Here is a 16479-nt window from a genome sequence, read left to right as displayed (position 1 = left end):
ATATGTTCCTTTAGAGCTGAATGCTGACGGCTTTACCGTTGTACTGTACCAGTTTTCCTTCCGGATTCTCCATATTCAGCGCTTTTGGTTGCTCTCTCGTAATGAGCACCACGTTGAAGCGACGCTGCTTCAGCATACCATTGAACTGTCCGTTACGCTTGCCGAAGGTAATCGTCTTCGAAGAATCGTCATAGGTAATGTCAATCGTAGCATACTTGCCTTTCTCGTAGTTATAGTTCACCCCTTCATCCTCATATAGCATGAACTGTCCATCCTTGCCGGCATAGACGTAGAGGTTGATGAGCTCGGCAGGCTTCTCGTCACTATACTGTATCTCAGGTCCGAAGGGAATAATGCTGCCCTCGCGGACGAAGACAGGAATACGCTCGTAAGGAGCATCGACAATCAGTGACTGGCCTCCCTCAACGTATTCACCGGAATATAGGTTATACCACCCCGTCTGCTTGGGGAAGTAGACGCTGCGGTTGCGTGCCTTGTAATGTGCAACAGGACAAGCCATCAGGGCAGGACCGAACATCCATTGGTCCTTGATGTTGGTTACCTGCCAGTCACCATTGAAGTCCATAATCAGTCCACGCATCATCGTGTAGTCTTTCAGATGAACCCATCCAGCCATGGAATACAGGTATGGCATCAGCCGATAACGAAGTTTGTCGTAATACACGAACGACTGGTAGCAGGGATGATTCTCGGGAGCCAGGTTCCATATCTCACGCAAAGGCCATTGGCCATGCACGCGGAACAAGGGGATAAAGGTGCCAAACTGACTCCATCGTGCCTGTAACTCGCGCCACTCCTTCAAGTCCTCGTTCTCCACACCCGTTCGTTCATACTCACTCTGAGCCTGCATATAACGGTTCTCCACGCAGAAACCGCCTTGATCCATTCCCCAGAAAGGTAGTCCCGACATCGAATAGTTCAGGCCTGCTGTCATTTGTGCACGCATATCCTCCCACCGAGTACCGATATCACCGCTCCACGTTGCCGTAGAGTAACGCTGTTCACCGGCAAAACCGCTACGTGTCAACAGAAAAACACGTTGGTTGGGGTTGACAGAACGCTGGCCGTTGTAGATGGCGTCGGCATTGACTATCGAGTAGGCATTAAAATACTCCGTCGTTGTACCCAGCGCAGTTGGTCCGCTAAGCGCCTTGCGATACCACATGGGGGTGCAGTCACGAACGTTGGGTTCAGAGGCATCCATCCACCAAGCATCAATGTATTTACTATTTGACGATTTACTACTTGACGATTTGGATAAGCCGGTATAAAGGTTCTTGTCCATCTGTTGCCAGAAGAGCTTGCGTGCTCCAGCATCGTAAGCATCGTAGAACGAGCCGACATAGCCGGGACCAACCCAGTCGTGGATGTCGTCGACAACGGCCTGATGATACATCCAGCCCTTGGCATCCAAAGCCTTGTAATTCTCCGTGTTACAATAGAACTTTGGCCACACGCTGATCATGAAGTGACCACCCATCTGGTGAACAGAATCGATCATTGCTTGCGGATTCGGGAACCGTGACGCTTCAAACTGGTGTGAACCCCACTGGTCTTCTTTCCAGTAGTTCCAGTCCTGTACGATGTTGTCACAAGGTATTTGGCGTTTGCGGAACTCTGCGAGTGTGTTCTCTATCTCCTCAGAGGTCTTGTAGCGCTCACGACTCTGCCAGAAACCCAGCACCCACTTGGGATAGACGGGAGCCTTGCCTGTCAGTGTGCGGTAGCCCGAGATAATCTCGTCGGCATTCTCTCCGGCAATGAAGTAGTAGTCCATGTCCTTGGCCATCTCGCTCCATATCGAAATCTTATTCTGCTGCTTGTTGGGCTTTGCCACGCGCAGTCCACAGTACGACACATCGCCATCGGGTCGCCACTCAATGCGCAGCTGATAGCGCTTCCCCTTCTCCAAAACTTTGCGGAACTTATACGTATTTGGATTCCATGCCGTACGCCATCGCTCGGCAACCACCTCTTTGCCTCCGATATACACTTTGATGTATCCGGCATAGTAAAGGATGAAATGATATTGTTTGTCCTGAGGGGCCTCAATGAAGCCCTCATAAACCACCTGCGCACCATTCAACTTTATGTCTTTGGGCAGGTTCTTGATACCGCCGGATTCCGTCTGGTTGGCTAGTTGAGAGGTAGTAGGACAGTCGAACTCGTAATAGATGGAGTCCTCGTCACGTACAATCTGCTTGCCGTTCTTGTCAGTATATGTGCCTGTTAGGTGACCTTCTCTTCCCTGCTTGTCGTAAATCTTGAACGCTTTACCCAGTTGCACATACTCCTCCGGATTACCCCATCGACAGTAGCTGTAACTGTCCCACAGCAGACCGTAGTTTTTGCTAGAGAGGATAAAGGGCACGCTGACCTTGGTATTATACTGGAATAAGTCCTCATTTAGTCCTTTCATGTTCAGTTCCTCCGACTGGTGCTGTCCGAGTCCGTATATGGCCTCCTTCTTGCTATCGAACAACAGTCTCCACGACAGTCCGTTACGTTGAGCCTCCGGCACTTTTGCTACATCAACACCTATCTCACGGTCGGGCACGCGGAAGGGTTTAAACGTCTTGCCCTTCTTGGACTCTTTTAACAACACTTTGCCATTGGCATCATAAAAAGTGACACCACCTGTTTTCTTGTCCACACGAGCCTCCACCCTGGCAGCTTTCACACAAACCTCGTCACCATCCGTCACAGTGAACTTGGGTGCCTGGGTTTGTTTGACGATGATGAGACTCTGTTTCTCCGGCAACTTGTTCTCTGGCGTAGCCTGTACACGGATAATGTTGTCGTTAACCACTTGCAGTCTGACCACTTGGGCGCCGCCTTCCTTCGCTTCCTTCACGGGGATTGTAACATACTGACCGCTAACGGTATAGTCTGTTGCTGTCATGACAGTTGCCATAACTGATAGCAATGCCAACGAGATTGTTCTAAGTTTTATCATGAGCATTATTGTTTTTAGATTTTTGATGAGGCAAATTTACAAAGAATGCAGTAATGGCGATGCTTAAAATGTTATGATTCACTGCATACGATGTTATCCCACTGTGTTTTTGTACTCAGAGGGCATCATGCCGTACATTTCCTTAAAGTATTTCGAGAAGTAGCGTGGATTGTTAAAGCCCACGCGGTATGCCACCTCAGCCACCGTCAATTGACTCTTACGGAGCAGTTGCTCTGCATGTTGTAGGCGAATTTGTCGGATAAACTCCGACGGTGTCAGGTCAGTAAGCGAAGTCAGTTTCTTGTACAGGTGGACACGCGACATAGCTAGAGCCTCAGCCATTGTCTCCACACTGATATCCGCATTGTCTAGGTTATCTTCCACATAACAGGTGGCATCCTTCACCAACTGCTCGTCCAGACTGACAATTTCCAACTCCTGTATCTGCGGCTGCATCTTCTTTTTGGCCGCGTCATCTTCGAATAGCTTATTCACTTGTTCGAGCAATTGTTCCATCTGATTAAATAACAGTTGCTGCTGTTCGTATCGCTGCTCGTCAGTTTCACGCTGCATAATGCCGTTCAGACTGTCAAAGGCATTTTGGAACGGTTGGCGCAGTTCGTCACTTACAGTCTCGTAGAAATGCTGCTGCATCTCAGCCATCTGGTGACGGTTCTCTTGTTCCATCTTCATCCGTTCCAGTCGCAGCTTATCCTGACTACGGCGATAGAGCCATCCAACGAAAGCGGCTAATAGTAGGAAATAGAATCCTAACATCCACCATGAGCGATACCAGGGAGGTAGTACCTCAATACTCAACCGGTAGGGCTGCTCGTCCAACGTCCCGTCTTCTTGCAAAATACACAGTTCGAACGTGTAATTACCCGAGGGGAGTCCTGTATATGTCACAGTAGGTTGTGATACATCAGCGTATAGCCATTGGTTGTTAAAGCCCAATAGGCGGTAAGCAAATCGTGTTCGGTTGTGTGCCTCACCATTATCCGTTGCCAGTTGTAATGTAAACAGGTTGTCTGCATAGTCTATCTGCAATGGTCCCTCAATGTTTCTTACAGGCGCATCGACGATTTTTACGCCACTTACCTTTGGGTGTTCCCTAACCATGCCTACGCCAAGATCCTTGGGGTTGATGATGTCAAGGCCTTGATGTCCTCCCACCAATACGAAACCATTGGATGCTAATGCTGCCGACCGCTGGTTAAAGGGGCCTGTCTGCAGACCGTCACGACTGTTGTAGTTTCTAACGGTGAATGTCCAGTTCCCATCCGACTGCAACTGTGGTATCACGTTGGAGATACCATGCATCGTGATAATCCATATAGTATGCCGCGCATCCTCTATTAGTCCACCAGCCATTGAGTCTGATAGCCCGTTGTCTCTGTCAAATAGCCAGATGCGGTCCCGTTTTGTGTCGTAAATGGTAACTCCCGTCATCGTGGCTTGCCATAATAATCCTCTGCTATCTTGTAATATTTGATTGGTATAAGGCGTCGAAGGTATTCCGCCAATCTCTGCATCAAAGGTACAGTTGCGCACCGTCATCGTTTTGGGATCTACCCAGGAGTAGAAATTGGAGTGCCCAATCAGAAGTCTACCATCCTCTGTCAATTGGATAGACGACACGTAATTGCTAGCCAGTTTAGAGTTCTCACTGTTCAATGGAATACTGAATTTCCCAGTCTTTGGATCCAACCGTTGCAATCCACCGCCCAACGTTCCCAACCAGATGTAACCCCACTGATCTTCACATAATGCCCACACGCTGTTATGAGCTAAATCAGCTTTTTGACCTGTCATCTGATAATTTGTGAAATGACCATTCCGCCAGGCAATGAGTCCTCCGCCGTAAGTTCCGAACCACAATGAACCATCACTGGCAGCAAGACTGCTGACAATGACATTTGTGTTTATTGCGCTGTTTGACTTGTTAAAAACGGTTTGTTCGCCAGTTTTCCTATTATAATATATGATGCCATTGTCATTGCTGCCCATCCAGTAGTCGCCTTGTTGATCAATGCACACCGTGTTAATGTTTCCTGCCTCGATATTGCGGAAGTGAAAGAGATTCTCCGAATAGAAATTCACACCATTCATATAGGTGGCAATCCACATTCTGTCCAGTTGGTCTCGATAAATCTTCCGAAGCGTATTGTCTGAGATGGTTGTCTCGTCATTTCGCACTGTTAGGAATTGGCGTTTTTGACGTTCTGACAATGATACGACCCATAGCCCGAAATGGTCGGTGGCGAGCCATAACTGTTGGTGTTTGTCAGATGCAATGTCCCATATTTTCATATCAGAAGGGAAACCTTCAATACCCATTAGTTGCAATGCCTCTGTTGCTGATGATACCCATTTCCCTAATGAACGAACAAAAACAAAGGAACGTCCTTCTGTAAGTACCCAGATGTTCTTTTTGGCATCTGTGCGTATAGCATAGAATACATTGCGTAGATTGCTTAAAGTCTGAACTTTATTGCTTTTCCATGAAATACGCATAGTATGGGTGTTCAAACATACAATTTCCCCGTTATTTGAAATCATTAGCAGACTATTTCCACTCTCCCAGATGTCAGACACACCGAATTGAGGGTCTAACTGTTGGGCCTCATTTCCGAAGGTAAATTGGCGTGAAAGACCTTGACGTTTATTAAATACCCATAGTCCGTCATGATAGGTCTTTACCCAGTAATGCCCATGCCTGTCTATATGAATACGTTCAATGGAACCAGGAATACCTTGTTCATGCAACCATCTCTCTGGATGACGGTCAAAACGTTCCGTAACAGGATCCATCACAGAATAGTCTACACCGTCATAAATCCAAAGACGTCCCTCTATATCCTCCTGCACGTCGCTTACATTATTGCGAAGCATGCTGAGTGTGTCGTTTGCATGCGAGTAATACACTTTGAAACGATAACCGTCATAGCGGTCAAGTCCATAGGTCGTGCCTATCCACATAAATCCACGCGAGTCACGTCGTATGCAGTTGACCTGTGTGTTCTTCAGACCGTCTCGGGAGTCAAGTCGTCTGAATTTCATATCAGGAATTACAGCTGATACACATAAAGCAAGCATCAGCAGCCATCCTGAACAGTATAGTCGTTTCATCATGCCTATTGTCCTTCTTCTTCGTCCATTACTACTGCATCTTCCACCACGTCGGCTATCGGTAGTGTGATGAAGAAGATGGTACCGCCACCAGGGTTGTCTTCTAGTCGGATGTCACCATCATGGGCCACCACGATGTCCTTGACTTTAGCAAGTCCGATTTCTTCGATGTCGGGGTTATGGTCAAAAGCGGTTGCCTTAAATTCATCGTTGATACCCACGCCGTTGTCAGCCACTTGTATCTGTATTTTGTTATCATCCGTTCTTGCCACACCTATGCTGATTCGAGCTTCTCCAACGGAAAATCTTACAGCGTTGTCCATCAGGATATGGATAGCGCTAGTGAATTCTGTTATAGCGATGTCGGCATCCAGTTCCTTCGCAGCAGAGAGGAATGTTACCTTGGTTTTGTTTCGAGCGGTCTTCTGGTAGTCTTCACAGATATGGCGGAGTAGTGTTACTACGTCAGTTGTCTGTTTGACCATCTGCTGTTCCTTTGGTTCTTGAGGCGTCTTGATAGGCTCTTGGGCTTTTTCAGAAGCCATTTGTTGACGCATCTGTCCCATCCATTGCTTTTTCTCCAACTCATGGCGCATAGCTTCAACCTCTATGCGTAGTGCCTGACGTTTCATATATCTGCGACGCCACCAAGCGAGTCCTAATGCTATCAAAATGACGTAAACAAGAATTGCCCAACGTGTGAGCCACCATGCAGACTGGATGGTAATACTTAATTCTACTTCCTCGTCTCCGATTGTACCGTCGTCGTTGAGCATACGCACTAGAAGTGTGTAACTGCCTGCGCTTAGTGAGTTATAGGTGATGTTGGGATTCAGTTCAGATGTCCTTACCCAGTTGTCGTTGAATCCTTCCAGCTTATAGACAAAGCGTTTTCCGTTGCTAATGATGCCTGCATCACTTCCCAGCTGGATAGTGAACTGGTCATTATAGCGTAGCGTGATGCTTCGGCATTCATCCAGGGCTTCATCCAGTATGATTCGCCCGTCAATCTCTTGGCCTACAGGTACTATTTCATCGAAGAGTAACAGTCCGCTAAGGATAGGACGCTCCTTGCTTTTTGCGTCCGACAGAGCTTTCGGGTTGATGACGTCCAGTCCGCCTTGTCCGCCAATCAGTACCAGTCCGTTGTGAGTCAGACAGGCAGAACGTTGGTTGTAAACCTCCTGCTGGAGTCCGTCACGATTATTATAGCTACGCACAGTAAAACGCCACGAGCCGTCTTCCTGGTGCTGGGGGACAATCTTTGATACGCCGTGGTCGGTCACCACCCACATAGTATGTTCGAAGTCCTCAGTTATAGAGCAGACACTGGATCCAAACAAGCCCTTGGTCATATCCAATAACCATACGCCATTCGTTTTTTTATCCCATATGATAACGCCCGATGATGACCCCTGCCATATCAGTCCTCTTGAATCTTCCATCACGCAGACCGTAGAGCCTTGGTTGACAGGCAACTGCTCAAAGCCTGGAGGCACTCTGCTGGCTAACTTACCTGTAACGGGATTAATTAATGCCCAGAACCAACTCGTGCCCACCATCAACCAGCCTGGCTTTATCCACCACATACTCGTCATATAGTCACTTGGCAGAGATTTGTTATTCTGTTGGTTCCATGTACGGAACTTGTTCGTTTTCAGGTTGAGCATTTGTATGCCGCCCCCCAGTGTAGAAATCCATATACGTCCCCATTTATCTTCGGTTACACTCCACACGTTGTTACTGGACAATCCATCGGCAGACCCTGTGCTTTTCCAGTTTTGGATGGTAGCCTCATAAGGATTGCTTTTCGAGGGAATACAACGTGTCAGTCCGCCGTTATAGGAACCGAACCATATACTGCCATCCTTGGCGCGACACGAGCCCACCATTATATTTCCAAACAAAGGACTGTTAGCTGTGGTAAAGTGGTTCACCACTTCGCCTTTTTGAGGGTCGTAGACAATGATGCCGTCCGTATTGCTTCCAAGCCAGTAATTGCCATGTTGGTCCTCTGACACTGTGTTGATGTCGCCTAAGTCAAGATGCCTAATGCTAGCCATTCCTTCCTTGTATTGATTCACGCCATTCTTGTAGGTCGCAATCCAAACTGTTCCTACTTGGTCGAAGAACAACTGACGGGGAGAGTTCTCCGAGATGCTCGTCTCGTCGTATTTGTTGTTCAGGAACTGGCGCATCTGACGGTTTTTGAAATCTACGACAAAGAGGCCTTCGTGGTCGGTAGTCACCCATAGCCATCCCTTATTGTCCATTTTCAAATCCCATACCTGCATTTTCTCCGGAACGTTCTCAATGCCCTTAGCACGGAGCAACTCTGGTAGCGTAGAATACCAGCGCTTCTCCTTGTTGATATAACAAAAGGTGTACTCCTCTGCCATTACCCAGAAATTGCCGTTACGGTCTACTTGTAGCCTATGGTTCTGCGTTTGTTTGGCACCATGATCTTTTATCCATGTGTTTTCCCATTCTATCTTCCCCGTCTCACCGTTTAAGTATACCAACTCACCCGTGTAGGTCAGTATCACTACACCATTATGGCTATCAGTCATGGCTGCGATGGCATGGTGTGGCTTCAACTCGCCCACTTGATATCCGCGTGGAAATGCGAAACTCTTTTTCGTCGTCGGGTTATAATAGAAGATACTCTCTTCATAGAATTTTATCCAGAAGTTTTTCTTGCTGTCAATATAGACATACTCCACCGCATTGTGCGGACCGAGGAACTTCTCCACCTCCTTACTCACATTACGCTCAAATTTCTCCGTTACAGGGTCATATATACAATAGTTCATACCCTGCTTCAACCACAACCTGCCATCATAGGCCTCCATAATCATGTCGGTGTAGTTGTCTCGCATCGTCGTGGTGTCTCGCATGTTCGAGAAGAACGTTTTTACCCGATAGCCGTCATATCGGTTCAGACCGTATGCTGTACCAATCCATACGAAGCCACGTGAGTCACGGTACACACAGTTAACCTGTGAATTAGATAGTCCGTTGCGGGTGTCCAGTCTGCGGAATTTCATTTCGGGGATGGCTGCTGTTACAGCCATTGACCAAGCCATTCCTACCAATATGGCAAATAAAAGGATATTTTTTTTCATCATTGTTTCAGTTAGTATTGTACAAAGGTACGAAAAAAAATGTGACTACCAAACAAATTTTCCGTTTTTTGTTGATGAAGCCGGAAAATGGTTAAGGGGAAGGACAATTTGTCGTCCTTCCCCTTTCGAGATAATAATACTACTAATTATATCAAAAATGAGCTATCGCCTGACGTATTTCTTTCCACCGATAATCACCAGTCCTTTGGCATCAGGACTGACACGCTGGCCCAATATGTTAAAGGTTGCAGCGTCTTTACTATCGGCAGAACGGTCAAAAGGGACAGTACTAATACCCGATGTGGGACCGCCCCATGTAGTCGATGTCACACCTGCTGTGATGCCGTCCATAGCATAAGAGCAATAAACACTTTTGGCCGAACGATTAAGGACTGTCATGATGCCCTTGGTGCCACCCTGACTCTGCACATTGATGTCCCACACAAAAGGAACAATACCATTGGTAGGGCCTTGCTGATTAACCGTCTGGTGGAACAACTTGACGCTGGCGTTATGTCTGTTCTGTGCCACAGTATTGCCGACATTGCGCCACTGACAGCCATACTCTCCCAAGATAATGGGATAGCCCTTGTCGGCATACTTTGTCTTCATCTTCTTGAACTGGCTCTGAACATAGGACTCCTCATAGGAAGAGCTGGTATTTCGTACAGCCAATGTACCAGAAGGAACATGGTTGGCAGAACCCCAGAAATACCAGGCCTTGCCCCAGTCAGCATCCTCTTCCAGACCACAGAACTGCCAGGGTGAGTAGAAATGCACCTCCAGCATCAGACGGCCGGAACCTGCGGGGTCGGTGATGCCAGACATTTCGTAGAGATTATAGGTCTGGTCAATGTCTGTCGACGGACCCTGCACCACGAGTGTACGGGTAGCATTGTTGCCACCAGTGGCACGCACGGCATCGATGAAAGCCTGCTCGTACTTCTGCAGGGCAGCTACGTTCTCGGCCTTGAATGTCTTGTCCAAGCCAGGCTCATTCATGCCAGCCAGAAGCAGATGCTCATCATAGTCCTTGAAGGTAGTGGCAATCTGGGTCCAGATGGTTTTCATGGTAGCACAATTCTGGGTCACAGTAGCCTCACTGACATCCTCCAGTGTGTTTTGTACCCATCCGCCATCGTAGTGGTCGTTGAGCAGCACATATAGTCCGCTGCCAATGCAGTAGTCCACAATCTCCTTGACACGAGCCATCCACTGGGCATCGATGGTCACCGCAGAGGCATCGCTAATATGTCCGCACACCCAGTTGCAGGGTATGCGTACCGACCGGAAGCCCTGTGACTTGACAAAGTCGATGACCTCCTGCGTAGTCTTGGTAGACTGCCAAGCCGTCTCTCCCCCTAATCCTACATTGTTGGTAAAGTTCTGCCCACTATTGTTAGCCTCCATCGTGTTACCCAAGTTCCAGCCTGGATACATCTTGGCGGCTATGGTAGCTGCGTCGGGGAGTTGGGCAAAGCTGGCGGTGCACGACAGCACCGCCAGACCCATTAGTATGTTTCTGAGTTTCATCATTTCTTACCAGGTATTGTAATTTTGTCTACCGAAACCTGAATCTTGGACGTATCTACCAAATCCTTCCAGAGTCCATAGAGCTCAATGGTCCAGACAACGGTTCCGACACAGTCGCCCTTCAGGTAGGTATATACTTGATAGCTGCCGTCGCCCGTCACATTGGCAGAGCCATAGTTGGCACCTCCCCAGTAAGCGGGATCCCAGCTGGCTGCAGCATACGACAGCTCGGTCTTGTATGAGCCGGTAGCTCCGCTCTTCAGGTTATTGTCAATACCCTTGATGGTGAAGTCAACCACACAGAGTCCGCTGAACTGCATGCTGTTGTACCAGCCCTGGGCTTTGCTTCCACCATTGCCATACTCGTTATAGATTTCTATGCGGCCGTCGGTTTCGTTGCCGTCTTTGTTCTGGAACTCTACGATATTGCTGTTGACGGGTTCGTTGACGTCGGCATCCAGTTTGATGCTCAGCACTTCTGCCGTAATCTTGCTGGCGTCAACAGCATCCTTGGCAAGGTCCTTGATATCGATGCAGAAGACAACGGCTCCGCTGGCTGCTGCTGTTGTTTCCATCCATACGGTGTAGGTACCGTCGCCAGTAACGGCAGCTTCATACTTGCCCATGTCGAGACTAGACCAGTAACTTGGTCCCCATGTCGGGTCTGCGTATTCCAAACCGGCTACGTGGTAAGCGGGTGCGCCTTCCTTCATGTTACCGTCAATGCCGGCAATCTGGAAGGTGACTACCATGTTCTGCTTGAACTTAATGGCATTGGGGTCAACGGCGGGGTTATCCTTCGTATTGCCGTACTCGTTGTAAATCTCAATGCGGATGCGGCCGTTATTCTCCAAGTCGCCTACGACGACTTTACCCGGAGTAGGATTGATTACTGCATAAGGACGTACGGAGCGCAGTCCAAGGCCATAGGCCAGATTGGTGAGCTCGACGGATGGCTTAGCACCCATCTTGAGTGATTTGCCATAGACCTCGTTCACATCACTTACCGTACTGGTCCAGTAATAGCCAGTGGGGTCTTCTTGGAGGTCCTTGCCTACACGATAGCCGGTATAGGGCAGGAAGATGCTGTTGCCATTGGCTGCGGTGAAGCGTACACCAGCCACACCGTTCACTTCTTCAACGCTTTGGGTGGTTTTCTCAATCAGTTCCTGCATCTGGGCAGCTGAGGGGATGTAGCTCTTCATGGGTGAGTCGCCGTCGATGTGGAGGTTGTAGATGAAGTCTTCGTCGGTGGCCGTGATGCTCCAAGGGGTGTAGTCGTTAGGACTGGTTGACCGGTTGTAGAAGGTCTGGTCGCCGAATCCTACAAGTACGCCGTGCTCTGTCTCGCTCTCGGCTCCGATGTTATACTTGGCCCACAGCACGGAGAGTCCGAGGTCGACATACTCCATCTCTTGTGCCTCGGTGGTGAACGACTGAGTATTGCCGAAGATGCAACCGTCGCCAACCTTGACATATGCTTTATAATAATAGGTGGTAGCAGGCAGCAGACCGTAGGCCACGAATGCGAAGTTGGCTTCAGCCTTGTCCATTTGCAGGTCTTCTCCGTTCTCTACTTCAGCCTCGCTGGTGGCATACTTGAAGCCGACAACGGCTGATCCGAGGATGTCGTTGATGCCCTTGGCCTGACCGTTGAATGTGGCCTTGCACGACGAGATGTCAGTTGCTGCTGCGGTGGCTACGTCGGCATCGGTGGCTACGAACGACTTCACCTCACCGTATTTGGTAAGTGCGTTCTGCAGGGTGACATAGGTGGCGTAGTAGTAGGTAGTGCCTTCGCTGAGTCCGTTCAGCGTGGTGGTGACATTACCGTTCTCGTCGATGGTGCCCGACTGTCGGGTACCGCCGGCAGTTGGGTCTGAGCTGGTACTGTAGATGGTACCGACCTGATAGCGGTTAGAAGCCATGCTTGCGAGGTCATGCACGGTTCCGTAGGTAGTAGCAGAGATGGCTGTTACGGCAGCATCTCCTGTGGTGATTTCCGTGATGATGGATGAAGTCTGTACGGTGTAGTCGTCGTCGCTGCTACATGACGAGACGGCCATTCCGAGGGTCAGCAGAAATGCACCGATATAATATGTTGCTTTCATAACTTTCATTTTAATAGGATTCTACACATTTTGTTATTCGGCAGGATTCATGACGTTGCTACCGCAGTCATAGATGATCTGCACAGTTATCTCGAGTGTAGCGGTAAACGCATACTTCGGTGCATCGTCGGCTGTTTTGCCCCATGGGTTGACGATGTAACGACGGGCTGTAGACAGGTCACCGTCGGCTGTTCCGCGGTCGATGAGGGCATCGTCGAAGGTTACTTCCTTACCGTCGGCCTTGATGCTCTTGACGACGACGTCGCAGTTGTTGTGGTTCTTGTACAACTTGGGAATGTCGAGGAAGATACCATAGGGTGAGGCAGTGTTGGCCACACCGTCAGGAGTCAACGTAAACGTGTAGGTACCCTCGCCATTGATGGTCACCGTGGCATTAGGCAGGAAGGCCCAGCCAGTGTCGAAGAAACTCAGGCTGCCTACGTAGCGCTCTACCTGCTGTCCACCGGTCTGCTTCTTAAGGTGGTAGCCCAGGTATTCGATGGGCTTGCCCTGTGCGTCGTATTGCATAGAACCCAGCCAGAGGTCGGTGATGTCGCCTGAGTAGTCGTCCACTTCGTAGCCGAGAATCTGCAGCTCGTTCTGTTTTGAATCGAACTTGATGTCGGTATTGGTGGAAACGGCATAGATAGGCATCTCGGCAAACGAGAAGATACCGTTGTCGCTTAGTTTGAAGGTGCTCTTGTGCTCGTTCTCCTGCGGGTCGATGAAGGTCACCTCGCTCTTGCCGTCTTTGGTGTTGTAATAGAGCGTCATTCCTGCCGACTCGATGTTGGCAGCGGGTGGGAAGTTCTTGAGGTCACGGGTGATGGGTTTTCCGTCGAGGTCGAACCATGCGAAGGGCTCCTCACCGTCGAACTTATACTTGGTCTCGCGCTGGTTCATGGGCAGGATGTAGTCCATGAAGTCATCGGGCAGCGTGATCTTGTGTGTCTCTTCAACGTTGTAATTGTCGCGGTATTCCTTGGAGACGAAGTTCCATACATACCAGCACTCGCCTTCACCCGAGAGGGCAGGGTCGCGCTTGTTGGCAATCATGAGCTGGTTCTCGTCGAGGTGGAACACGTAGAAATTGTCGCTGAAGCTCTTTGACTTTCCGTCGGCCCAGTCGCCATGTACGAACTCAACACCGATGGCACTGACTGAGTGGTTGTCGGGGTCGAAGGCAAAGGAACCTTCAGATATCGAACCGTCAGCATTCTTGATGGTCAGCGTAGCACCGCCGCTCAGTCCGAAGGTCATCTCCTTGGCGAGATCGGCTTCTGTGATGCCTACGTCGGTGTTGGCAGGCTCCCACCAGGTGTAGCCATTGGCGTACCAGTTGTTCAGTCCCTCGTCGTGTGTCATGTCCTCAAAGCTTGCATTGGGGTCGAAGCACGAATAGGCACCCTGCTTCATGCCACACTTGCCGTTGTCCAGCACCCAGGTCTTGGAACCGCCGGCACCACCGGCCAGCTGCTGCCAAGCCTCGCCACTGACGAAGTCGGCACAGAAGCTGTTCACCTGGATGGTTACGGGGTCGCTGTAGACGATGCCGGCACGTGTGCTTACACCGTAGACAACGGTATATTCTCCAGCGAAGGCTATCTTCAGGTCAACGCTGGTTCCGTCGGAATGTCCTTTGCCCACTCCGGGGTGTGACCAGAACGCATTATAGTTAGGCAACAGACTCTTGAGGTGAATCAAGTTGGGATTCGCGGCATCTGGCGTGATGGTGAATCCTGTGCCTTGTGCCAGGTCAGCCTTCGTCAGACTGTTTCCGCCCATGTCGTAGCTATCGGGAGTACAACCGATGACGAGCATCATCGTCATGAGAGCCACGAGCGAATAGATATATTTTGTAACTTTCATAGTTTTCTTGTTTTTATCGTGATGACATTATTCCCATCCGGCATTCTGCTTGTAGACATGTCCCGAGAGCGTGATCTGACTATTGGGAATCTGGAAGAATCCACGCTTGGTGCGGATGTTGTTCTCTACGTAAGTGCCAGCGATGGTGGTTGGCACCTTGTTGTTGTAAATGGTAATCGGGTTGCCTGAGGCTTGTCCGTTGGCATTGGCCTGTCCCATCTGAGCGGCTACGAAGGCATCGAGGCCCTGGCGGCGCAGGTCGAAGTAGCGGACACCCTCGCCCATGAACTCGACGCGTCGCTCATTCCATATTTGCTCGCGGGTGGGGGCGGAGGTGATGTCGTGGACACCGGCTCCGTAGGCACGGTCGCGAACCTGGTTGAAATACTGCATGGCGTTGGCGCTGCCCAGTTCGGCAGCCATCAGCAGCACGTCAGCATAGCGGATGAGAATCCAGTTCTGATCCTGGTTGGTCTGCATGTTACCACCGTCAACGGTTGTCTCAGCAGCAGGCATGGATGTACCGTCGGTGAAGATGAGCGGACAGTACTTCTTGTTGACCAGTCCGGTGTAGTCCATACAGTCGGTAGTTATCTGTTCCTTGTAGGCACCGATGGCAGCACAGTCGATGACGGTGGCTGTCGAGCGGCTGTCGCCCGAGCGGAACAGACTGTTGGCATAGGGTGTTACCGGACAGGCTCCCCATCCGTTTCCGTAAGGTGCGAAACTGGTCACGTTGCGCAGTCCGAGGTTGATGATGAACTTGTTGCCGTTGATGTTGCTGTTGTTCCAGTTCTGGTCGTTGTTGAACTTCACCACCCACACAATCTCGTTGCTGTCCTCCACATAGGTAGACTTGCGACCTTCCGTCTTGGTGGTAGCTTCGGTGCTGGCAGCAGGCCACAGGTTCTTGAACTCAGGTTCCAGTGAGTATCGCTGCGACTTGATGACCTCCTCGCAATACTGCAGAGCCTGCTCCTTGGTCAGTCCGCCGGGCATTGCGCCTCCCTTGTTGTCGTTGTACACACCGTCGTAGAACAGGTATACGCGAGCCAGCATGGCAGCGGCGGCATACTTGGTGATGCGGCCCAGGTTGTTCGACTTGTCGGCATATTGTTCTTCGGGCATATTGTCAGCGGCAAACTTCAGGTCGGCAACAATCTGCTCGTAGACGGCATCCGGTTCCGACTGGGGCACTACCTCGGTGGTGGCTACAGTCAGCAGGGGCACGCGCTCGAACATACGAACCAGGTCGAAATACTCCAGTCCACGGATGGCACGAGTCTCACTCTCCACCACTTTGCGGGCTTCTTCCGAGGTCCATCCGATGTTGTCGAGCGATGCCAGCAGGAGGTTGCAGCGGTTGATGCCTTTGTAGTAGTCGTCCCAGAGACCATTGAAGAGGTCTATCTGGTCGGGCATGTAACTACGGTCGAAACGGTCCATCAGGCGGTCGGAACGGTCGTCGGGACCACCACCGCCCAGACAGTCGTCCGACATGGTTTCTACGGCTTGGAACAAACTGGGCCAGTTGCCGTTCGACACGGTGCGCTGATAGCCGTCATAGCAGCCTACCACCGCATACTCGGCCTGGACTTCCGTCTTGTAGAACGAGGTCGAGTTCAGTTCCGTCTTCGACGTTGTGTCCAGAAAACTTTCGGAGCAGCCGGTCATGGTGAGTGCGGCTACGCCTAAGGCTAATATGTTGATTTTCATTTTATTCATAACGCTT

General features: G+C 50.1%; 7 protein-coding genes. All 7 read right to left on the bottom strand.

Going from position 1 to position 16479, the window contains the following annotated elements; all coding sequences use genetic code 11:
* Positions 1-10 precede the first annotated feature (10 nt).
* On the bottom strand, positions 11-2983 hold the full coding sequence (locus tag BLU47_RS00695; RefSeq protein ID WP_369796942.1) for a TIM-barrel domain-containing protein: 2973 nt from the start codon (positions 2981-2983) through the stop codon (positions 11-13).
* A gap of 87 nt (positions 2984-3070) precedes the next feature.
* Entirely contained in the window at positions 3071-6112 is a 3042-nt protein-coding gene (locus BLU47_RS00690; RefSeq protein ID WP_091957213.1) for an AraC family transcriptional regulator, read from the bottom strand.
* A 2-nt stretch (positions 6113-6114) separates the two neighbouring features.
* On the bottom strand, positions 6115-9237 hold the full coding sequence (locus BLU47_RS00685) for a ligand-binding sensor domain-containing protein (RefSeq protein ID WP_091957211.1): 3123 nt from the start codon (positions 9235-9237) through the stop codon (positions 6115-6117).
* Between the two features lie 159 nt (positions 9238-9396).
* Positions 9397-10770 carry a glycoside hydrolase family 5 protein gene (locus tag BLU47_RS00680; protein WP_091957209.1) on the bottom strand — a complete coding sequence of 458 codons (1374 nt, stop codon included), beginning with the start codon at positions 10768-10770 and terminating at the stop codon, positions 9397-9399.
* Positions 10767-12878, bottom strand: coding sequence for a hypothetical protein (locus tag BLU47_RS00675; RefSeq protein WP_176780399.1), 2112 nt, complete (start codon positions 12876-12878; stop codon positions 10767-10769). The genes BLU47_RS00680 and BLU47_RS00675 overlap by 4 nt, the downstream gene beginning before the upstream one ends.
* 33 nt (positions 12879-12911) lie before the next feature.
* Complete coding sequence (locus BLU47_RS00670; protein ID WP_143025411.1) at positions 12912-14747, bottom strand: hypothetical protein; 1836 nt, start codon at positions 14745-14747, stop codon at positions 12912-12914.
* A gap of 27 nt (positions 14748-14774) precedes the next feature.
* Positions 14775-16472 carry a RagB/SusD family nutrient uptake outer membrane protein gene (locus BLU47_RS00665; protein WP_091957206.1) on the bottom strand — a complete coding sequence of 566 codons (1698 nt, stop codon included), beginning with the start codon at positions 16470-16472 and terminating at the stop codon, positions 14775-14777.
* Between the last annotated feature and the right edge of the window lie 7 nt (positions 16473-16479).

This window comes from Prevotella sp. tc2-28 (assembly GCF_900107705.1).
Lineage (GTDB): Bacteria > Bacteroidota > Bacteroidia > Bacteroidales > Bacteroidaceae > Prevotella.
The sequence above is the reverse complement of the archived record's forward strand: the minus strand, read 5'-3'. Positions and strand labels throughout refer to the sequence as shown.

Excerpts from the sequence above, each read along its gene's own strand:
- BLU47_RS00670 (WP_143025411.1), bottom strand. The coding sequence starts at position 14,747 with ATGAAAGTTACAAAATATATCTATTCGCTCGTGGCTCTCATGACGATG.
- BLU47_RS00695 (WP_369796942.1), bottom strand. The coding sequence starts at position 2,983 with ATGCTCATGATAAAACTTAGAACAATCTCGTTGGCATTGCTATCAGTT.
- BLU47_RS00665 (WP_091957206.1), bottom strand. The coding sequence starts at position 16,472 with ATGAATAAAATGAAAATCAACATATTAGCCTTAGGCGTAGCCGCACTC.
- BLU47_RS00680 (WP_091957209.1), bottom strand. The coding sequence starts at position 10,770 with ATGATGAAACTCAGAAACATACTAATGGGTCTGGCGGTGCTGTCGTGC.
- BLU47_RS00685 (WP_091957211.1), bottom strand. The coding sequence starts at position 9,237 with ATGATGAAAAAAAATATCCTTTTATTTGCCATATTGGTAGGAATGGCT.
- BLU47_RS00690 (WP_091957213.1), bottom strand. The coding sequence starts at position 6,112 with ATGATGAAACGACTATACTGTTCAGGATGGCTGCTGATGCTTGCTTTA.
- BLU47_RS00675 (WP_176780399.1), bottom strand. The coding sequence starts at position 12,878 with ATGAAAGCAACATATTATATCGGTGCATTTCTGCTGACCCTCGGAATG.